Annotated in this window: 17 protein-coding genes; 10 read left to right on the plus strand and 7 right to left on the minus strand. The window is 55.1% G+C overall.

Annotated elements, in window-relative coordinates; translation table 11 throughout:
• Positions 1-29: 29 nt before the first annotated feature.
• From rng to DOQ08_RS06590, 5 genes are read right to left on the minus strand one after another with little or no spacing between them, the layout of a single operon-like run.
• On the minus strand, positions 30-1,511 hold the full coding sequence (rng, locus tag DOQ08_RS06570; protein WP_114334114.1) for a ribonuclease G: 1,482 nt from the start codon (positions 1,509-1,511) through the stop codon (positions 30-32).
• Complete coding sequence (locus DOQ08_RS06575; protein WP_114334115.1) at positions 1,508-2,110, minus strand: Maf family protein; 603 nt, start codon at positions 2,108-2,110, stop codon at positions 1,508-1,510. Before DOQ08_RS06575 ends, rng begins: the two co-directional genes overlap by 4 nt.
• Before the next feature lie 6 nt (positions 2,111-2,116).
• The gene (gene mreD / locus DOQ08_RS06580) at positions 2,117-2,593 is read right to left on the minus strand and encodes a rod shape-determining protein MreD (protein WP_114334116.1); all 477 of its coding nucleotides are present in this window, start codon (positions 2,591-2,593) and stop codon (positions 2,117-2,119) included.
• Positions 2,593-3,477: a rod shape-determining protein MreC gene (gene mreC / locus DOQ08_RS06585; RefSeq protein WP_114334117.1), complete on the minus strand. Its 885-nt coding sequence runs from the start codon at positions 3,475-3,477 to the stop codon at positions 2,593-2,595. Before mreC ends, mreD begins: the two co-directional genes overlap by 1 nt.
• A 29-nt stretch (positions 3,478-3,506) precedes the next feature.
• Positions 3,507-4,550 carry a rod shape-determining protein gene (locus DOQ08_RS06590; protein WP_114334118.1) on the minus strand — a complete coding sequence of 348 codons (1,044 nt, stop codon included), beginning with the start codon at positions 4,548-4,550 and terminating at the stop codon, positions 3,507-3,509.
• A 394-nt stretch (positions 4,551-4,944) separates the two neighbouring features.
• Between DOQ08_RS06590 and gatC the strand changes: the two genes are divergently transcribed.
• From gatC to gatB, 3 genes are all read left to right on the plus strand, one after another.
• Positions 4,945-5,232: an Asp-tRNA(Asn)/Glu-tRNA(Gln) amidotransferase subunit GatC gene (gene gatC, locus DOQ08_RS06595; RefSeq protein ID WP_114334119.1), complete on the plus strand. Its 288-nt coding sequence runs from the start codon at positions 4,945-4,947 to the stop codon at positions 5,230-5,232.
• Positions 5,233-5,300: 68 nt separating this feature from the next.
• Positions 5,301-6,749, plus strand: coding sequence for an Asp-tRNA(Asn)/Glu-tRNA(Gln) amidotransferase subunit GatA (gene gatA, locus DOQ08_RS06600; RefSeq protein WP_264756354.1), 1,449 nt, complete (start codon positions 5,301-5,303; stop codon positions 6,747-6,749).
• A 22-nt stretch (positions 6,750-6,771) separates the two neighbouring features.
• Entirely contained in the window at positions 6,772-8,223 is a 1,452-nt protein-coding gene (gene gatB, locus DOQ08_RS06605) for an Asp-tRNA(Asn)/Glu-tRNA(Gln) amidotransferase subunit GatB (protein WP_114334121.1), read from the plus strand.
• Positions 8,224-8,658: 435 nt separating this feature from the next.
• Here the strand turns inward: gatB and DOQ08_RS06610 are convergent, their stop codons facing one another.
• Positions 8,659-9,606, minus strand: coding sequence for a LysR family transcriptional regulator (locus DOQ08_RS06610; RefSeq protein ID WP_114334122.1), 948 nt, complete (start codon positions 9,604-9,606; stop codon positions 8,659-8,661).
• Between the two features lie 132 nt (positions 9,607-9,738).
• On the opposite strand from DOQ08_RS06610, the gene DOQ08_RS06615 reads away from it, so the two are divergent.
• Genes DOQ08_RS06615 through DOQ08_RS06625 form a run of 3 tightly spaced genes read left to right on the plus strand, consistent with a single transcriptional unit; the run spans position 9,739 to position 13,661 of the window.
• Positions 9,739-11,154 (plus strand): acetyl-CoA carboxylase biotin carboxylase subunit, encoded by a 1,416-nt coding sequence (locus DOQ08_RS06615; protein WP_114334123.1) that lies wholly within the window; start codon positions 9,739-9,741, stop codon positions 11,152-11,154.
• A 17-nt stretch (positions 11,155-11,171) separates the two neighbouring features.
• Positions 11,172-12,980: a sodium-extruding oxaloacetate decarboxylase subunit alpha gene (gene oadA / locus DOQ08_RS06620; RefSeq protein ID WP_114334124.1), complete on the plus strand. Its 1,809-nt coding sequence runs from the start codon at positions 11,172-11,174 to the stop codon at positions 12,978-12,980.
• 18 nt (positions 12,981-12,998) lie between these two features.
• Positions 12,999-13,661 (plus strand): carbonic anhydrase, encoded by a 663-nt coding sequence (locus tag DOQ08_RS06625; RefSeq protein WP_114334125.1) that lies wholly within the window; start codon positions 12,999-13,001, stop codon positions 13,659-13,661.
• Positions 13,662-13,720: 59 nt separating this feature from the next.
• On the opposite strand, the gene rimO is transcribed toward DOQ08_RS06625, so the two are convergent.
• Positions 13,721-15,061 (minus strand): 30S ribosomal protein S12 methylthiotransferase RimO, encoded by a 1,341-nt coding sequence (gene rimO / locus DOQ08_RS06630; RefSeq protein WP_114334126.1) that lies wholly within the window; start codon positions 15,059-15,061, stop codon positions 13,721-13,723.
• Between the two features lie 303 nt (positions 15,062-15,364).
• On the opposite strand from rimO, the gene DOQ08_RS06635 reads away from it, so the two are divergent.
• The 4 genes from DOQ08_RS06635 (at position 15,365) to DOQ08_RS06650 (ending at position 19,794) form a co-directional block, all read left to right on the plus strand.
• Complete coding sequence (locus DOQ08_RS06635) at positions 15,365-15,772, plus strand: PilZ domain-containing protein (RefSeq protein ID WP_114334127.1); 408 nt, start codon at positions 15,365-15,367, stop codon at positions 15,770-15,772.
• A gap of 175 nt (positions 15,773-15,947) precedes the next feature.
• Complete coding sequence (gene cysD, locus DOQ08_RS06640; RefSeq protein ID WP_319921910.1) at positions 15,948-16,862, plus strand: sulfate adenylyltransferase subunit CysD; 915 nt, start codon at positions 15,948-15,950, stop codon at positions 16,860-16,862.
• 1 nt (position 16,863) lies between these two features.
• Positions 16,864-18,504 carry a sulfate adenylyltransferase subunit CysN gene (cysN, locus tag DOQ08_RS06645; RefSeq protein WP_114334129.1) on the plus strand — a complete coding sequence of 547 codons (1,641 nt, stop codon included), beginning with the start codon at positions 16,864-16,866 and terminating at the stop codon, positions 18,502-18,504.
• A 273-nt stretch (positions 18,505-18,777) separates the two neighbouring features.
• Positions 18,778-19,794 (plus strand): nucleoid-associated protein, encoded by a 1,017-nt coding sequence (locus tag DOQ08_RS06650; RefSeq protein ID WP_114334130.1) that lies wholly within the window; start codon positions 18,778-18,780, stop codon positions 19,792-19,794.
• Positions 19,795-19,825: the final 31 nt, after the last annotated feature.

The following is a 19,825-nucleotide window of genomic DNA, read 5'->3' on the forward strand; positions in this document are numbered from 1 at the left end:
GCCCCTTGAAATACTCAGCCGCTCAGGTATCAGAGCAGTACTACATCATACTGTTCCTGGCTGTAAAAAGGCTCAACCTGGAATCGAATGGTCTTTTTGATGAAGGTCTCCAGGTCCGCCACGTTGTCCGATTCTTCATCGAGCAGCCGATCAACCACGTTTTGGGATGCCATCACCAGATAACTCTCTGCCTCGTATACCCGGTTCACCCGAAGAATTTCCCGGAAAATTTCGTAGCAGACGGTTTCAGCGGTTTTCAGAAAACCACGGCCATCGCAGATCGGGCACGGCTCGCACAACACCTGCCCTAAGCTCTCGGTGGTGCGCTTTCGTGTCATTTCCACCAAGCCCAGCTCTGAAACCCCGGTGATCTTGGTTTTTGCATGATCGCGCTCAAGCATTTTCTCGAGCATGCGATGCACCTGCCTTTGGTGCTCTGTGTCATCCATGTCGATGAAATCGATGATGATAATGCCACCGAGGTTGCGGAGCCTCAGCTGGCGACTGATCGACCGAGCCGCTTCCAGGTTGGTCTTGAAAATGGTTTCTTCAAGATTACGATGCCCGACAAAAGCCCCGGTGTTGATGTCGATCGTGGTCATCGCTTCGGTTTGATCGATGATCACGTAGCCACCGGATTTAAGCTGTACCTTGCGGCTCAAGGCTTTCTGAATTTCGTCTTCTACGGAGTACAGGTCAAAGATGGGCCGTTCGCCGGGGTAATACTCTACTTTGTTCGCAAACTCGGTGACGAACTCATGTACGAACTCCATCACCCGTTGATAACTCTCCCGGCTGTCGATGCGCACCTTCTCGGTTTGTGGGCGGATCAAATCGCGAATGGTGCGGATAAACAGCGGCAGGTCCTGATACACCGCAGACGGTGCCGGCGCTTTGTTGATGCGTTCGTGCACCGACTGACTCAGCCGGTGCAAATACACCATATCGGCGATGAGTTCTTCCGCCAGCGCACCTTCGGCTGCGGTGCGGATGATGTAGCCGCCATCCACTTCCTGATGCTCTGCAGCGGCTTCTTCAACAATGGATTTCAGACGGGCCCGTTCGGTGTCGTCTTCGATGCGCTGGGAAATGCCAATATGTTTCACGCCCGGCATGAATACTAAATACCGGGACGGCACAGACAGTTGCGTGGTCAGGCGCGCGCCTTTGGTGCCAATTGGGTCTTTCGTTACCTGGACCACTAATGACTGACCTTCCCGCAGTAGCGTGCGGATATCCGGGACCACTCGCGGGCCGTCGGCTTCGTCCTCCGCTGGTGGTTGGCTGGCCACGACATCCGAGGCATGAATAAATGCCGCTCGCTCAAGCCCGATATCAACAAATGCAGCTTCCATACCCGGCAACACCCGAACCACTTTGCCTTTGTAGATATTGCCGACGATGCCTTTGCGGCTGGTCCGCTCGATGTAGGCTTCCTGTAACATGCCGTTTTCGACCAGCGCCACCCGGGTTTCCACAGGCGTTACGTTGATCAGGATTTCTTCACTCATCGTTGACTCTCCTTAGTGCTCGGCCAGAACTGGATCACTGGGTGGCCTGCTTGAGCGAGCAATGCTGCAGTTTCCTGAAGAGGAAGACCCACCACCGCACTGTAACTGCCCCTGATCGAACTGACAAAAATGCCGCCCAGCCCCTGTATGCCGTAGCTTCCTGCCTTATCCATGGGTTCGCCGCTTGCAACATAGGCACTGATCTCAGCGGCTTCCAATTCACGAAAGGTCACATCGGTGACCACAACCCGCGACCAGCACTCCGTACCCTTGGCCAAGGCCACTGCCGTTAACACCTGATGAGAGCTTCCTGACAGTGCCTGAAGCATGCTCACGGCTTGCTCGGAGGATTCGGGTTTCCCCAAAATTTCTTCATTGTGGATAACCGACGTATCAGAACCGAGCACCAGCTTGTGTGGATGTTCCCGGGCGATACTCAGCGCCTTATCCCGTGCCAGACGTTCAACGTAATGCTCCGGTGTTTCGAGTGATGCGGGCGTTTCATCAATATCTGCCGGCTGTACTTGGAAATCTAAGCCTATCTGTTGGAGCAATTCAGCGCGCCGGGGGGAAGCGGAGGCAAGAATCAGATCAGGCATATGGTTTTATCCCAGTTTTCGATTGATATGGTCCAGCACACCGCTGAACAACGGCCAGATCAAGGCACTGGTTACGGCAGGCCACAGATAACTGAAGCCGGTGTTCTCGGCGCCAACCAGCTGTTTAATGAAGTGCACCAACATTTGGTTGATGCCCAACAGCAAAAATACCATGAGACATTGTTGCGGCAGCGGGTACATGCGAAGGCGCTGGTGTACGGTCAAAACCAAAAAGGCAATCAGCGCCATACCCATCGCGTTGACGCCCAGCGGGGTAGACTCGAGGGTATCGAGCAACAAGCCCAGACACCACGCCAGAATCACACCGAATTGCGCCGGTGCCCGGAAGGTCCAGTAAAACACCACCAGGCCCAACCACTCTGGCCGAAATTCGAACCAACCGACAGGAAACAAGGAAATACTCAGGACCAGCGACACCAGAACTGAAATCAAAAACAGTGGATAACTAATGACCGACAACATCAGGGTGTCTCCCCTTCGTCCTGAGCCAGCGCCTCACTCTCTGGCTCTTCCTCCGGCGCTTCGTCTTGCCGGGATTTTGGCTGGAACACGACCAACACCAGACGGCTCTGATTCAATCTTGCTTTCGGTGCTGCGCCTATGGTGACAAAGGGTTCGCCCGGTTCTTTTACAATCTCGGTGATTTCAGCCACGGGATAACCAGAAGGGAAACGCCCGCCTAAACCGGAACTGACCAACACATCGCCTTCGCGAATATCCGCAGTATCCGGCACGTGCACCAGATCCAGAGTATCGGGCTGGCCACTGCCAAGCAGGATTGCACGCAAGCCGTTACGCAGCACTTCCACAGGCACGGCGTGGCTGCTGTCAGACACCAACAACACGCGAGAGGTAAACTGGCTGGTTTGGATCACCTGACCCATCAAGCCTTGTGCATCCAACACGGCCTGCCCAACGGTAATACCGTCACTCTGACCTTTGTTGATGACGATTTCGTGGGTATACGGATCCGGTGAAATGCCCACCACTTCGCCGACAATGACTCGGTCATCCAACACTTCGGCGGAATTCATCAAACGGCGGAGTTCGTTGTTTTCAGAAGCCAGGGCTGCGTATTTCAGTGCCCTTCGTTCCAGTATCAGAAGGCGGGTTTGCAGTTCTTCGTTTTTCTTTTGCAGATCGTCATGACTTTCAAGCGAGCCGTCTAGCCAATCACCCATCCGAGCTGGCAAATTGCCAAACCAGTAGATGGGGGCCAACCCTGTCTCGATAGTGCTGCGTACGATCGACAGTCTGTCAGAACGGCTATCGGCAGCGATTAACGCTGCCGATAACAGTATGACGAGGAGGAGTCTGAAGCCGGGTATCGGCCCCTGAACGAAGATTGTTTTAATGGTGACTTCCCCCCACGGGATTAACCCTCCTGGGAGAACATTCCGATGCCGCTGCGATCAATCACTTCCAGCGCTTTACCGCCACCACGGGCGACGCAGGTCAGCGGGTCTTCGGCAATGATTACGGGCAGTCCGGTTTCTTCGCTGATCAGCTTGTCCAAACCGGCCAGCAGTGCTCCGCCACCGGTCAGTACGATGCCGCGCTCGGCGATGTCAGAGGCCAGTTCAGGCGGTGATTGCTCAAGCGCGCTTTTAACGGTCTGTACGATCTGGGCCAGCGACTCTTGCAGCGCGTCGAGAATTTCTTCGCTGTTGAGCGTAAATGCACGGGGCACGCCTTCAGCCAGATTGCGGCCGCGAACGTCAATTTCTTTCAGCTCGAGCCCTTCGTAGGCGCAGCCGATTTCATGCTTGATACGTTCTGCGGTTGAATCACCGATCAGGCTGCCGTAGTTGCGGCGAACGTAGGTAACGATGGCTTCGTCGAACTTGTCGCCGCCTACGCGCACGGAATCGGCGTAAACGATACCATTCAGGGAGATGATGGCGATTTCGGTGGTACCACCGCCGATATCAACGATCATGGAGCCGCTGGCTTCTTCTACCGGCAGGCCGGCACCGATGGCGGCCACCATTGGCTCTTCAATCAGGAAGACTTCACGAGCACCGGCACCGAGGGCAGATTCGCGAATGGCCTTGCGTTCTACTTGGGTTGATTTGCTCGGCACACACACCAATACGCGCGGGCTTGGTGTGATGAAGCTGTTTTCGTGCACTTTGTGGATAAAATGCTGGAGCATTTTTTCGGTGACAACGAAGTCGGCGATCACGCCGTCTTTCATGGGCCGAATGGCGGTGATGTTTCCTGGCGTTCGGCCCAGCATGCGCTTGGCTTCGGCGCCGACAGCAGCCACCATTTTCTGGGAGTTGCTGGTTCGGATGGCGACCACGGACGGTTCGTCCAATACGATGCCACGACCCCGCACATAGATGAGTGTGTTGGCGGTGCCCAGGTCAATGGACAGGTCGCTGGAGAATAGGCCTCGGAGTCTTTTGATTAACATTCGTGTTGTTTCAACCTGAGAGTTGCGGTTGCTAAGAAGGATGCGGCAACTTTATCAGCGGGGCCCTGTGCAGGCAAGGAGCCATCGGGGTGGCCGGCTTACTAATTGCACATTTTATAGGTTGTTTCGGGGCCAATCTCTGATGGGTTTCTGCTAATATATCCGGCTTGTTTTCATCAGGTGCAACGATGCCTTGGGGAACTGCTTTCCAAAAACCGCTCCTTCGGCACATCCATGTGGCGCTTCTGCTCCGCCATCCATGGCTGCGCAAATTTTTGGAAAGCAGTTCCCCAAGGCATCCCCGGACATCGCAGGAGTGCTTGAAACAGCCCGTTTTAGGTGTCCGAACATCATTGCATTAAATTGTATTCACACATGCTTTATTGGAGGCAACATGAGCATTTCCCGCGAGGACATTGAAAAAGTTGCCGTGCTCGCCCGCATCAAAGTCGATGACGAGCAGGTTTCGGCTCTCGAGAAAGATCTGGGCAATATTCTGGATCTGGTTGATCAATTAAGCGCTGCGGATACCGATGCAGTGGAGCCGATGGCGCATCCGTTGGATGCGGTTCAGCGCTTGCGTGCGGATGAGGTTACCGAGACCAATCAGCGGGAGGCGTTTCAGGCGATTGCACCCGCAACCGAGGATGGGCTGTATCTGGTTCCCAAGGTTATTGATTGAACCTGCCCAACTGAGCAGCCGCTGCCTTTACCCGGCAAATTTTCTGACCATCATAGTTTTCAGGATTGATGATGCATAACAAATCCGTAGCAGAGCTTTCCAAAGAGCTGGAGAGCGGGAAGATTTCAAGCGTGGAGCTGACGCAACAGTTCCTCGACCGTCTGAAGAGCGAAGACGGCAAGTACAACAGTTTCATTACTATCTCCGATGAGCAGGCGCTGGCCGAGGCCAAGGCAGCCGACGAGATGCGTGCGGCCGGTAAAGCGACGGCCTGGACCGGGGTTCCATTTGCCCATAAAGATATTTTCTGCACCAACGGCGTTCGCACAACGTGTGGCTCGAAGATGCTGGAGAATTTTGTACCGCCTTACGACGCCACGGTAACGGCAAACTTTAAAGCCGCCGGTGCAGTGTGCCTGGGCAAGACCAACATGGACGAGTTCGCCATGGGGTCTTCTAACGAGTCCAGTTTCTTTGGGGCGGTGACCAACCCTTGGGGCGATAAGCGTGTACCGGGTGGGTCTTCTGGTGGCTCGGCGGCGGCTGTTGCGGCACGTTTGGTGCCTGCGGCCACGGGTACTGACACCGGTGGCTCTATCCGCCAGCCTGCGGCGCTGTGTGGCATTACTGGCTTGAAACCGACTTATGGCCGGGTATCCCGTTACGGCATGATCGCGTTTGCTTCGTCCTTGGACCAAGGCGGTCCGATGACGCGCACGGCAGAAGACGCGGCTTTGATGATGAATGTGATGGCGGGTTTTGATCCGAAGGATTCCACCTGCATCGACCGGGAAGTGCCGGATTACACCGCCACCCTGAACGAGCCGCTGAAAGGTCTGAAGATTGGCCTGCCAAAGGAGTACTTCAGCGAGCAGTTGTCGCCGGCTATGGAAGAGCAGGTTCGCAATGCTGTGCGCGAATACGAGAAGCTGGGCGCCACGGTAAAGGAAGTCTCTCTGCCAAACGCCAAGCTCGCCATTGCCGCTTACTACGTGATTGCACCGGCGGAAGCCTCCGCCAACTTGTCCCGTTTCGACGGCGCACGTTATGGCTACCGCTGCGAAAACCCGAAAGACCTGATGGATATGTACACCCGCACCCGGGCGGAAGGCTTCGGCAACGAGGTTAAGCGCAGGATTCTGGTGGGCAGCTATGCGTTGTCAGCCGGTTATTTCGACGCCTATTACCTGAAGGCTCAGAAGGTTCGCCGCCTGATTCAGCAGGACTTCATCAATGCTTTCAAAGAAGTGGACGTGATGATGAGCCCGGTATCGCCCTCACCCGCTTTTGTTCAGGGCGAGAAAACGACGGATCCGGTGACTATGTACCTGGAAGATGTGTTCACCATCGCCATCAACCTGGCCGGTATTCCGGCTATGTCTGTGCCTGCCGGTTTTGTGGACGGTTTGCCAGTTGGTTTGCAGATCATCGGGGATTATTTCTCTGAAGCGCGTTTGCTGAACGCCGCCCATCAGTTCCAGCAGGTGACCGATTGGCACCAGCGTGAACCTCAATAAGCCCGGATAAGGAGACGAACACATGCAGTGGGATATCGTGATCGGGCTGGAAATTCACGTTCAGCTTGCCACCAAAACCAAGATTTTCTCTGGCTCCAGCACCGCCTTCGGCGCCGAGCCCAACACCCAAGCCAACGCCGTTGATCTGGCCATGCCGGGCACTTTGCCGGTTCCGAACGAACAGGCGTTCCGCTATGCCGTGATGTTTGGCTTAGCCACCAATGCGGAAATTGGTCGTCGCTCGGTGTTCGAGCGCAAGAACTACTTCTACCCGGACTTGCCCAAGGGCTACCAGACCACCCAGTTGGCCCAGCCAATTGTGGGGCCGGGCCATGTCGATATCGACTTGTCCGATGGCAGCACCAAGCGGGTACGCATTCACCATGCTCATCTGGAAGAAGACGCCGGTAAATCCTTGCACGAGGACTACCACGGCATGTCCGGCATCGATTTGAACCGCGCCGGAACGCCGCTGATCGAGGTGGTCACAGAGCCAGACATGAACAGCGCCGAGGAAGCCGTCGCCTTCGCCAAGAAACTGCACAGCCTGGTGACCTCACTGGGTATCTGCGACGGAGATATGTCTCAGGGCTCCATGCGTTTCGACGTGAACATTTCACTCAAACCCAAGGGCTCTGACACCCTCGGCACCCGCACCGAAACCAAGAACCTGAACTCTTTCCGTTTCATGGAACAGGCCATCGCGCACGAAGTTGAGCGTCAGATGGATATTCTGGAAGACGGCGGCGAGATCATTCAGGAAACCCGCTTGTACAACGGCGACCGAGACGAATCCCGCTCCATGCGGAGCAAGGAAGAGGCCAACGATTACCGTTACTTCCCTTGCCCGGACCTGCTGCCAGTCGAAATCGACGACAACTTCATTGAAGAGGCCCGCGCCCGCTTGCCGGAGCTGCCCGATGCTCGTCGTGCTCGCTTCAAGGAGCAGTACGGCCTGAACGATTACGATGCAGGCATCCTCTCTGCCGATGCCAAACTGGCCGGTTTCTTCGAGGAAACGGTGGAACATGGTAAAGACGCGAAGCTGGCTTCCAACTGGGTTCAGGGTGAGTTTTCTGCTCGCTTGAATGCAGAAGAGAAGTCAGTAGCCGAGGCTCCGATCACTGGTGCTCAACTGGGCGCGCTGGTGACTCGTATTGCCGATAACACGCTGTCTTCGTCGGGCGCCAAAAAGGTGTTTGAAGCACTTTGGACCGGCGAGAACGATAACGTGGATGCGATCATCGATACCAAGGGCCTGAAGCAGGTGTCGGATTCTGGTGCACTGGAAGCGATGGTAGATGAGGTTCTGGCCGGCATGCCGGATCAGGTTGCTCAGTTCCAGGGCGAGGAAGATCCGAAGAAGCGCAAGAAGATGCTCGGCGGCTTCATGGGCCCGTTGATGAAGGCTTCAAAAGGTCAGGGCAACCCGAAGCTGTTCAATGAGATTCTTCTGCGTAAGCTTGGTGGTTAATGGGGACCGGCTTGGGTCGGGGGTTATACTCCGGCCCTAGCCTTTTAGCTTTGGGCTGCGGCCTTACTCGTGGCCTGCCAGGTTTGCGGGGACGCGTTGGCGGGAGGCTCCTCCCAAAAACCACTCCTTCGGCACATCCATTTGACGCTTCTGCTCCGCCATCCATGGCTCCGCACATTTTTGGGAGGAGCCTCCCGCCAACGCTTTCTAACTCCGCACTAGCATCCGCCACCGCTCGCTCGACAACCCCGGACTATAGCTGCCAAACCTGAATGGTGGTGTTTGGGGCCCCTTCCCAAAAATTTCGGAGGCCATGGATGGCCGGAGAGAAGCGCACATGGATGTGCTCGTAGCGGTTTTTGGGAAGGGGCCCCAAACATCACCTATCCCCCAATCCAGCAGGCTAAGGCCAAAACCAAACCGACAGCACCAAAGTCAGGAACCCAGCCGCCGAAACAAACTGTCGAACTCGGCGATATTCCTCTGAATGTAATCAATAAATGCCTTCATAGCCGGAGTGGGATGCCGTCCCTGGGGGTGCACCACACACCAACTGCGACGCAGCGGAAAACCCTTGATATCAAGGGCAGTGAGAGAACCCAAAGCCAACTCCGACAAAATACTCAGCTTGGGTATCACCGCCACACCCAAGCCAGCCAGAACCGCATGTTTAACCGCATCGTTCGAGCCCAATTCCATCACCGGCTCCATTTTCAGGCGATGTTTCTGGCAATACACCTCTAAGGCCAACCGACTGCCGGAACCGGATTCTCTCGTCAGAAGCTGGCTACCAAGAAACTCTTCAGGGCTAACGGAATCTTGCTCAAGAAAAGGATGACCAGCGGGCACAACCGGCACCAACTCATTATCCAGAAACGGCAACGAAGTTAACGGCTTACCTTGCGGCACCATGCCCATGATGACCAAGTCGTCGCTGTTTTCATTTAATCGCTCCAACGCAGTTGCGCGGTTGACGACCGCCACCGAGATGTTGACCTGCGGGTTCTGCTCGAGAAACGAACGAAGCAGATAAGGCACCACATACTGAGCGGTGCTCACCGCCACCAATCGAAGATCACCAGCCACCCTACCCTCAAGGGCCGCCAGACGATTCTGCATATCCGCCAGCTCGTGAAATACCGAGCGCACGCAGGCCGCCATCTCCTCCCCGGCTGCCGTGCAATACAGCTTACGCCCCACGTATTCGAACATCGGCATTTCCAGCGCCTGCTCGAGATGGCGCACCTGGCTACTAACCGCAGGCTGGGTTAATCCGAGCAGCTCGCCGGCTTTGCTGTAGCTCTTCAAATCGTGAACAGCTTTAAACACTTGAAGCTGTCGAAAGGTCAGCCGGTTGGCCAGTTTTTGGATACTCAGCGGCATGAGTTCGCCCTCTCCCGATGATCTATAAGTTATTAGTTATACACAAACGAAATAATATCAATTTTTTCTGATCAGTGATCCCCGCTACTCTTTTAAGACCTTCATTCGGGACGACGAAACGAGGAATCTCCCATGTTGAAGAAAGTTTTGATCGCCAACCGAGGCGAGATTGCAGTGCGGATTGTTCGCGCCTGCGCAGAGATGGGCGTCCGCTCGGTGGCTATCTACACCGAACCGGACCGATATGGCCTGCACGTCAAGCGAGCCGATGAAGCCTACTCGCTTGGCGAAGATCCGATTGCAGGGTATTTGGACCCTGCCCGTATCGTGAATCTGGCCTTGGAAACAGGCTGCGACGCCATCCATCCCGGTTACGGCTTTTTGTCAGAGAACGCGCGGTTCGCGCAGCTTTGCGAACAGCACGGGGTGACCTTTATCGGCCCCAAGTCTGACGTTATCCACAAGATGGGTGACAAAACCCAAGCTCGGGACAGCATGCGTGCAGCCGGCGTGCCGATCACGCCCGGCTCAGAAGGCAATCTCGCGGACCTTGACGAAGCTCTCAAGCTTGCCGAGGAAATCGGTTACCCGGTCATGCTCAAAGCCACGTCTGGCGGTGGCGGGCGGGGTATTCGCCGTTGCGACTCGGCCGAAGAGTTGAAAACCCAATACCCGCGAGTGATTTCCGAGGCGACCAAAGCTTTCGGCTCAGCCGAAGTGTTTATGGAGAAGTGCATCGTCAACCCCCGCCACATTGAGGTGCAAATACTCGGTGACAGCCAGGGCAACGCCATCCACCTGTTCGAGCGGGACTGTTCGATTCAGCGCCGAAACCAAAAGCTGATCGAGATTGCACCCAGCCCCCAACTCACGCCTGAGCAGCGCCAGTACATCGGTGGCCTGGCGGTCAAAGCGGCCAAGGCTGTGGGTTACGAGAACGCAGGCACCGTCGAGTTCCTGCTAACGGGCAATGAAGTCTACTTCATGGAGATGAACACACGGGTACAGGTGGAGCACACCATCACCGAAGCCATTACCGGGGTAGACATCGTTCGTGAGCAACTCAGGATCGCTGCAGGTTTACCTCTGAGTTACCGACAGGAAGACATCTCCTACCGCGGCTACGCCTTGCAGTTCCGGATTAACGCCGAAGACCCCAAGAACGATTTCTTGCCGAGCTTCGGCCGCGTGACTCATTACTACGCACCGGGCGGCCCCGGTGTGCGGGTGGATACCGCCATCTATACCGGCTACGAGATCCCGCCCTACTACGACTCCATGTGCCTGAAGCTCGTGGTGTGGGCATTAACGTGGGACGAAGTGATTGCTCGTGGTAAACGTGCGCTGGACGACATGCGGCTACACGGCATTACCACCACCGCTAATTACTACCAGCAGATTCTGGACCACCCCGATTTCCGGGCGGGTAAATTTGATACCAGCTTCGTGCCCAGCCACCCGGAACTTCTGAACTATTCCAAAAAACGTCACCCCAGTGCCGTAGCGCTGGCGATTGCCGCCACCATCGCAGCCCATGCTGGCTGGTAATCCAGAGGAGAGTGAACATGAGTAACGCGAAAAAAATCGAAGTCACCGACCTTATCCTGCGGGATGCACATCAATCCCTGATTGCCACTCGCATGCGCACAGAGGACATGTTGCCGATTTGCGATAAGCTGGATCAGGTCGGTTACTGGTCGCTGGAAGTCTGGGGCGGCGCTACGTTTGACGCTTGCGTGCGTTTTCTGAAAGAAGACCCATGGGAGCGCCTGCGCCAGTTGCGCGAAGCGCTGCCCAACACCCGCTTGCAAATGTTGCTTCGTGGCCAAAACCTGCTCGGTTACCGCCATTATGCAGATGACGTGGTTGAAGCCTTCGTGCAGAAAGCAGCAGATAACGGCATTGATGTATTCCGGGTGTTCGATGCCTTGAACGACCTTCGAAACCTTGAAACCGCCATGAAAGCGGTCAAGAAAGCCGGTAAACATGCTCAGGGAACCATCTGCTATACCACCAGCCCGGTGCACACCCCCGCGCTGTTCGTGAAGCAAGCGGAGCAACTAAAGGCCATGGGCGCCGATTCCATTGCTATTAAAGATATGGCCGGCTTACTAACGCCCTATGCAACCTACGAATTGGTCAAAGCCATCAAATCTGCGGTAGATCTGCCGCTGGTGATCCACAGTCACTCCACGGCCGGGCTTGCGCCACTGTGCCAACTCAAGGCCATCGAAGCCGGCGCAGACCGCATCGATACCGCGATTTCAGCCTTCGCCGGCGGCACCAGCCATCCCGCTACCGAATCACAGGTCGCAGCACTGAAAGGGACTGAATATGACACCGGTCTGGACCTGGAACTGATCAGCGAGATCGCCGACTACTTCCGGGAAGTGCGCAAGAAGTACCATCAGTTCGAGAGCGAGTTTACTCGCGAGGATGTCTCGGTCCAGATCAACCAAGTGCCAGGCGGCATGATGTCGAACCTGGCCAATCAGCTGAAAGAGCAGAACGCCCTCGATAAAATCAATGAGGTCTTCGATGAAATTCCGCGGGTTCGAAAAGACCTTGGCTATCCACCACTGGTCACGCCTACATCCCAAATTGTCGGCACCCAAGCGGTATACAACGTCCTGGCCGGGCAGCGCTACAAAACCATTACCAATGAAGTGAAGCGCTACCTGCAAGGCGGCTATGGTCATCCGCCCGCAGAGGTCGATGAGGGCCTTCGCAAAAAAGCGATCGGCAATGAAACGGTCAACGAAGGTCGCCCCGCTGACCTGCTTGCCCCAGAGCTCAACAAGCTGAGACAAGACATTGGTAGTCTGGCCAACTCCGAGGAAGATGTGCTCACATACGCCATGTTCCCGGACCTCGGCCGTGAATTCCTTCAGCAGCGCAAGGATGGCACGCTGAAACCGGAAGAGCTTTTACCCGCAGAGCAATCCGGCCAAGGCCGATTGGGCTCAGCCATGGCCACTGAATTCCGCATTGATGTCCACGGTGAAACGTACGAAGTGGCCGTCACAGGCGTAGGCAACACCGAGCCCGGTAAGCGCAAGTTGTATCTGTCACTGGACGGGATGCCTGAAGAAGTAGTGTTCGAATCCCTGAACGAATACGTGGCTGAAGCCGGCGGCAAAGGCCGTAAGCGAGCCACCGACCCCGGCCACGTCAGTACCGCCATGCCCGGTAATGTTGTGGATGTGCTGGTTCAGGAAGGCGATCCTGTTACCGCCGGCCAGGCTGTCCTGATTACTGAAGCCATGAAAATGGAAACCGAAATTCATTCCAGCGTTGACGGCACCGTAAAAGCGATTCACGTCAGCAAGGGTGACCGGGTTACCCCTGGAGAAGTATTAATCGAAATTGCCTGACCGGCAGGAGGAACTATTATGGATCACATTGTTCGCGGCGTACTGAACTTCCGCAAAAACGTCTACCCGGAGCACAAGGATTTGTTTGGCGCTTTAGCTGACAGCCAGAATCCGGATGTGCTGTTTATTACCTGTTCGGATTCCCGCATCGACCCGAACATGGTGACCGGCTCACACCCGGGCGACCTGTTCATTTGCCGCAACGCCGGTAACGTTATCCCTCCCCATAGCAATGAAACCGGGAGTATGACGGCGTCGATCGAATACGCCGTTGCCGTGCTTGGCGTTCGCCACATCATTGTCTGTGGTCATACCGATTGCGGCGCCATTAAAGGCGCTTTAGACATTCCGTCGTTGAAGGGGCTACCACACGTCAAAGAGTGGTTGGGACACTGCCGCTCAGCGATGGAAATCGTACGTGAACGGCACAGCATCTCGAACGACGAGTGCGTGGATGCAAAATATCTGAACGAGGCGATTCAGGAAAACGTACTGCAACAAGTACAGCACCTGCGCACCCATCCTGTGGTCGCCGCCAAACTGGCCACCGGCAAGATCGAAATCCACGGTTGGGTCTACGACATCAAATCCGGCAACATTCGCTGCTGCGGTCGTGACAGCATGGAATTCAAGGATTTCGATCAGTACTACTCGGATTACATCGCTAAAATCAGCGAATAATTCCGGCACAAACAAAAAGGCTCCGACGTGTCGGAGCCTTTTTGTATCATCTCAACGCATCACACCAACGCTGCCCACAAATCATGCTCGTCGGCGTGTTCAACCACCGCTTTCACGATTTGACCGGGCTCCACATCGGTAACGTCGTTCAGGTAAACCATACCATCGATTTCCGGGGCATCGGCCTTCGATCGCCCAATGGCACCTTCTTCGTCCACCTCGTCAATCAGCACGTCGATGGTCTTACCGATCTTGGCCTGCAGACGAGCCGCTGAAATTTCAGCCTGCTTCTGCATGAAACGCGCAAGACGCTCTTCTTTGACCTCTTCCGGAACAGCACCTTCCAGCTCGTTCGCCGTTGCGCCTTCAACCGGGCTGTAGGTGAACGCACCCACACGATCAAGCTGCGCTTCATCCAACCAATCCAGCAAGTACTGGAAGTCTTCTTCGGTTTCACCCGGGAAACCAACAATGAAAGTCGAGCGAATGGTCAACTCCGGACAGATTTCACGCCACTTGCGGATGCGGTCCAAGGTTTTGCTGTCGTGAGCCGGGCGCTTCATGGCCTTAAGCACTTTCGGGCTGGCGTGCTGGAACGGAATGTCCAGGTACGGCAGGATCTTCCCTTCGGCCATTAGAGGAATGATGTCGTCTACATGGGGATACGGGTACACGTAATGCAAGCGCACCCAAACACCCAAATCACCCAAGGCCTCACACAACGCCTGCATTTTGGTTTTCAGCGGGCGGCCCTGCCAGAAACCCGTGCGGTATTTGATGTCCACGCCATAGGCTGAGGTATCTTGAGAAATCACCAGCAGCTCTTTCACGCCCGCATCCACCAGACGCTGGGCTTCGTCCATGACATCCCCGATCGGACGACTAACAAGATCACCGCGCATCGATGGAATGATGCAGAAGGTACAACGGTGGTTGCAGCCTTCGGAAATTTTCAGATACGCATAGTGCCGTGGCGTAAGCTTAACGCCTTGTGGCGGCACCAGATCCACGAACGGATCGTGATTCTTTTTAGGGGGCACGTATTGGTGCACGGCACCAACTACTTCTTCATAGGCGTGAGGGCCAGACACCGCCAACACGCCGGGATGGGCTTCACGAATCGTATCGGCTTCCGCACCCATGCAACCGGTTACAATGACCTTACCGTTTTCGTTAATTGCTTCACCAATCGCATCCAGAGATTCCTGCTTGGCAGCATCAATAAACCCGCAGGTATTCACCACGACCACATCAGCGTCGTTATAGGTTGGCACCACATCGTAACCGTCCAGACGAAGCTGGGTCAGGATGCGCTCGGAATCAACCAGCGCCTTCGGGCAACCAAGGCTGATAAAACCAACTTTTCCGCCTTGGGCGGCATTTTCTGTCTTCTCGGTCATAACGTTTCTTCAGGAATCCCGGAGCAAAGCTCCTGTTGAATGTAGGGGCGCGATTTTACATCAGCGACTGACCAACTGCAGCCTTAACCGGCAACACTTTATCTAAAGGACATACACCGGATAGGCGTACGGATTGAAAGATTTGTGACACCTCGTTCATATTCTGTGTTGCGAATGTGTCACACTCTGCGGCACAATTGAACTTGATCATTTTTCAATCAAACAAGAATACACTAAACCAAGATCTAAGGCATTATGGGACACGCAACCTCGCTGGATACGTTCAACGCAAGAAGAGTCAATATGAAGCCTCTCGATGCAAAACCTAATTTAAGAAATCAACAACGGGTAGACGTATCGTCCGCGATCACTCTCGAGAAACCAGGCGGATGTCAGTTTCAGTGTGAAATCGCTAATTTGTCTCGTACCGGGGCCATGATTGAGTGTGATGCTCAAACCGCCAAAGCTCTGATTCCAAACATGGTGCCACCTGCACCCAAAAACCCTGTTCAACTTACAGCCCGGTTCCAGGTGCCGGTTATCCCTGCTCAGCCAGTAACCGTTGTGGCCGAAAGCAACGTCGTTTATATCCGCCGTATCGCCCGCGACCAATTCCATATCGGCCTGCAGTTCCGAAGCTTTGAGGGCAACGGTTTTGTGTACATTGACCAATACATTGGCAAACTCTTTGACGAATCCCGGCAAAACTGACGCTGCCGCACGGACCACATCAAAGGCGTTACCTTCTTGATAACGCCTTTTTGTTCGATCACCCGCCATATCATTAGAACCGAAAAGTCTTAACCAGCATCTTCTTATACCCTATGGAGCCCTGATATAGTTGTCATCCTGATTACAGCCATTAAAAGCCCCTCTGCGGCAACGGATGACCATGACCACATACAACCTCACCCATCTGAAACAGCTGGAAGCCGAAAGCATCCACATAATCCGGGAAGTCGCGGCCGAGTTTGATAACCCGGTCATGCTTTATTCCGTCGGCAAAGACTCTGCTGTCATGCTGCACCTTGCCCTGAAGGCGTTTTACCCGGGCAAGCCGCCCTTCCCTCTGATGCACGTAGACACCACCTGGAAATTCCGGGAGATGATCGAATTTCGCGACAAGCAGGTCAGCCGGTACGGACTGGACCTGATCGTGCACACCAATGAAGAAGGCGTAAAACAAGGCGTCGGGCCCTTTACTCATGGCAGCGCAAAGCATACTGACGTGATGAAAACCCAGGCCCTGAAACAGGCTTTGGACAAGTACAAGTTCGATGCGGCCTTCGGTGGCGCACGCCGGGACGAAGAAAAATCCCGAGCCAAAGAACGCGTTTACTCATTCCGGGATGAGCACCACCGCTGGGACCCGAAAAATCAGCGCCCGGAACTTTGGAACACCTATAACGGCAAGGTCAACAAGGGCGAAAGCATTCGGGTTTTCCCGCTTTCAAACTGGACCGAGCTGGATATCTGGCAGTACATCTATCTGGAAAACATCGACATCGTTCCCCTGTACTACTCAGCCGTGCGCCCGGTTGTCGAACGCGATGGCACTCTGATCATGGTGGACGATGACCGCATGCCTTTGAAAGAAGGTGAGAAGCCGATGATGAAGTCGGTGCGCTTCCGTACGCTGGGCTGTTACCCCCTCACCGGTGCCATCGAATCCGAAGCGGATACGTTGCCAGAGATCATTCAAGAAATGTTGCTAGCCACCAGCTCTGAACGTCAGGGGCGGGTCATTGACCACGATTCAGCTGGCTCCATGGAACAGAAAAAGCGGGAAGGGTACTTCTAAGATGTCACACCAGTCTGAACTGATCGCCGACGATATTCTGTCGTACCTGAAACAGCACGAGAACAAAGAACTGTTGCGCTTGCTGACGTGCGGCAGCGTTGATGATGGCAAAAGCACCCTGATCGGCCGCCTGCTGCACGACACCAAGATGATCTACGAAGATCACATGGCCACCCTGAAAACCGACAGCGCCAAGATGGGCACCACCGGCGAGAAGCTGGATTTGGCCCTTCTGGTAGACGGTTTGCAGGCCGAGCGTGAGCAAGGTATCACCATTGATGTGGCTTACCGCTACTTCAGTACCGACAAGCGCAAGTTCATCATTGCCGATACCCCGGGCCATGAGCAGTACACCCGCAACATGGCCACCGGTGCGTCAACCGCCCAACTGGCGATTCTGATGATCGACGCCCGTCACGGCGTGATGACCCAGACCCGCCGTCACTCGTTCATTGCCTCGTTACTGGGTATTCGCCACATTGTGGTGGCTGTGAACAAGATGGACTTGGTGGACTTCAGCGAAGAGCGCTTCAACGAAATCCGCGAAGAATACCTGGCGTTTGCCTCCAAACTGGGCCTCAAAGACATTCGTTTTGTGCCTCTTTCGGCTTTGGATGGCGACAACGTCGTGAACCGGAGCGAAAACACGCCCTGGTTCACCGGCCAGCCGCTGATGGAAATCCTTGAAACCGTTGAAGTGTCCCGAGACAAGAACCTGGAGCACTTCCGTTTCCCGGTGCAATACGTCACGCGCCCGAACCTCAACTTCCGGGGCTTCTGCGGCACCATCGCCTCCGGCGTGATCCGCCCGGGCGAAACCGTGATGGCTCTGCCCTCACGCCGTACCAGCAAGGTTAAAGAAATTGTGACCTTCGACGGCAATCTGGACGAAGCCTATATCGATCAGGCCGTTACGCTGACGTTGGAAGACGAAATCGACATCAGCCGTGGCGATATGCTGGTGAAAGCGGACGATGAACCGGAAGTGGGTAACCGCTTTAACGCTAACATCGTTTGGATGACCGATGCGCCACTGGAAACCGGCCGTTTGTATGACATCAAACTTGGGCCTACGTTTACTTCCGGCACGGTGAAGAAGATTCATCACCAGACCGATGTAAACTCGCTGGAGCAGAACCCGAATCCGAGCCAGCTTCAGCTCAACGAGATTGGCCTGTGTGAACTGACCCTGAACCAGCCAGTCGCATTTGATGCTTACCAGCGCAATCACGCGACCGGTAGTTTCATCGTGATTGACCGTTTGACCAACGTTACGGTTGGTGCGGGGATGATCGCTGGTCTGGCCGATGGTTTGGAATCGCTCGACCCGGTCACTGCGGAAGAGCGCGAGCGCCGCTTGGCTCAGAAGCCGACGATCATTGCCTGTAATGGCAAGCAAGCTGCTGCCTTGGCCTTGGCTGTGGAGCGCGCTTTGTTCGATCAAGGGCGTACGGCGGTGGTGGTTTCCGAAGAAAACACCGGTGATGCGGATGAACGCCGTCGTGTTGCGCAGTTGCTTACCGCTCACGGGCTGATTGCTGTGGCGGTGAATCTGGGTACTGACATTGCTAACACCAGCGTTACGGCTGATAGCGAAGCCGAGATTACTGAGGCGGTTTCTGGATTACTTCGGGCGCTTTGATCTAACTCACGATTCCCCTTCCTTGGCGGGCAGGCTGCTGAGGCGGGGGGAGTTTTTTCTTTGGAAAAATAACTCGCTTCGCTCAGACATCTTTTTCCGGCAGAAAAAACTCCCCCCACCCCAGCGCCGTCGAACGCTCGTGTTCACGTCGGTCTACCTTTTCCGCTTCAGCTGTGAAACTGCTCTACTCCGTACATTCTACAAATGAATCCCTTTTCGATCCGTGGCATCATCTGCGCCATCTGAATCTCGTACAACCGACAGGATCGTAATATGGCCATCAAACACCTCCGCACCGCTTTTGCCAGCCAATACCAGCCGGGCCAACCCGCTCGCCTTGTTGCAGGTGAGGCTTTGCAGGAGCCCGGTGGCGATTACGAAGCACTGCACAAGCAGATGAAGCGTTTGTTTAACAGCAAGCCGGGGAAAAAATACGGCCGTTTCTCTGATGATGTCGGGGAGTGCCCGTTCAGTGCCTGGCTGAAAGATTATCTGGAAGAGAAGCAAACCTTCGCGGCGATGACTGACCGGTTGTTCGGCCAGTGGCAGGAGCTGCTGAACGGCAGTCAGGAAGAGTTCGATGGACACTTGATGGTTGTGCACGATGCGCTGGCCGACTCGGAAGTGGTGTATCTGTTCGTTCTGGAAACCGACAGCGCGATGCGTTTCGATGGCAGCCAGAAGCTGGATGCTACGGACGTTCTGAGCTTGTCCCGTTTGAATCTGGCTGTGCGCATTGAGCTGGACGATTGGCGTGACGGCAAAGACGGCGATAACTACATGACTCTGGTGCACGCCCGTGGCACGGGTGATCCCGGTGAGCTGTTTATTCGTTTGTGTGCGTTTACCAACAGCGTGGATGTGGAGAAAGAAACCACCACGTTCCTGGATGCGGTGGAAGCCTTCGCCAAAACCAGTGAGCCGGAGAAAGCCGGTGAAGTGCGTGCCAAGGCGTACGAATTCTGCAAAGACCAGCACGCTTTGGGTGAGCCGGTGGCGATTGAGGCTTTGTCCAGCTATTTAGACGAGAGCCAGCCTGAGCGCTTTAAGGAATTCGCCAGCAAGACTGTGGAGATGCCGGAAACCGGCGTGTTGCACCCGGACCACCGTAAGGTTAAAAAGTTGGTGCGTATTGCTGGCTCTGGCGGGGGTATGAGTGTTTCTTTTTCTTCAGACTTGGTGAATCAGGCTGTGTATTACGACCGCGACAAGGATGCGCTGACGATTACTCGTTTGCCTAAGGCTTTGCGGGAGCAGTTGCAGCGGTATCTTGAGGCTCGTGAGGACTGATCTGTTTTTTGTAGCCTGAAGGTTTGGGGGC

This window comes from Marinobacter litoralis (assembly GCF_003336705.1).
GTDB classification, from domain to species: Bacteria; Pseudomonadota; Gammaproteobacteria; order Pseudomonadales; family Oleiphilaceae; genus Marinobacter; species Marinobacter litoralis.

Excerpts from the sequence above, each read along its gene's own strand:
- rng (WP_114334114.1), bottom strand. The coding sequence starts at position 1,511 with ATGAGTGAAGAAATCCTGATCAACGTAACGCCTGTGGAAACCCGGGTG.
- DOQ08_RS06575 (WP_114334115.1), bottom strand. The coding sequence starts at position 2,110 with ATGCCTGATCTGATTCTTGCCTCCGCTTCCCCCCGGCGCGCTGAATTG.
- mreD (WP_114334116.1), bottom strand. The coding sequence starts at position 2,593 with ATGTTGTCGGTCATTAGTTATCCACTGTTTTTGATTTCAGTTCTGGTG.
- DOQ08_RS06590 (WP_114334118.1), bottom strand. The coding sequence starts at position 4,550 with ATGTTAATCAAAAGACTCCGAGGCCTATTCTCCAGCGACCTGTCCATT.
- gatC (WP_114334119.1), top strand. The coding sequence starts at position 4,945 with ATGAGCATTTCCCGCGAGGACATTGAAAAAGTTGCCGTGCTCGCCCGC.
- gatA (WP_264756354.1), top strand. The coding sequence starts at position 5,301 with ATGATGCATAACAAATCCGTAGCAGAGCTTTCCAAAGAGCTGGAGAGC.
- gatB (WP_114334121.1), top strand. The coding sequence starts at position 6,772 with ATGCAGTGGGATATCGTGATCGGGCTGGAAATTCACGTTCAGCTTGCC.
- DOQ08_RS06610 (WP_114334122.1), bottom strand. The coding sequence starts at position 9,606 with ATGCCGCTGAGTATCCAAAAACTGGCCAACCGGCTGACCTTTCGACAG.
- DOQ08_RS06615 (WP_114334123.1), top strand. The coding sequence starts at position 9,739 with ATGTTGAAGAAAGTTTTGATCGCCAACCGAGGCGAGATTGCAGTGCGG.
- oadA (WP_114334124.1), top strand. The coding sequence starts at position 11,172 with ATGAGTAACGCGAAAAAAATCGAAGTCACCGACCTTATCCTGCGGGAT.
- DOQ08_RS06625 (WP_114334125.1), top strand. The coding sequence starts at position 12,999 with ATGGATCACATTGTTCGCGGCGTACTGAACTTCCGCAAAAACGTCTAC.
- rimO (WP_114334126.1), bottom strand. The coding sequence starts at position 15,061 with ATGACCGAGAAGACAGAAAATGCCGCCCAAGGCGGAAAAGTTGGTTTT.
- DOQ08_RS06635 (WP_114334127.1), top strand. The coding sequence starts at position 15,365 with ATGAAGCCTCTCGATGCAAAACCTAATTTAAGAAATCAACAACGGGTA.
- cysD (WP_319921910.1), top strand. The coding sequence starts at position 15,948 with ATGACCATGACCACATACAACCTCACCCATCTGAAACAGCTGGAAGCC.
- cysN (WP_114334129.1), top strand. The coding sequence starts at position 16,864 with ATGTCACACCAGTCTGAACTGATCGCCGACGATATTCTGTCGTACCTG.
- DOQ08_RS06650 (WP_114334130.1), top strand. The coding sequence starts at position 18,778 with ATGGCCATCAAACACCTCCGCACCGCTTTTGCCAGCCAATACCAGCCG.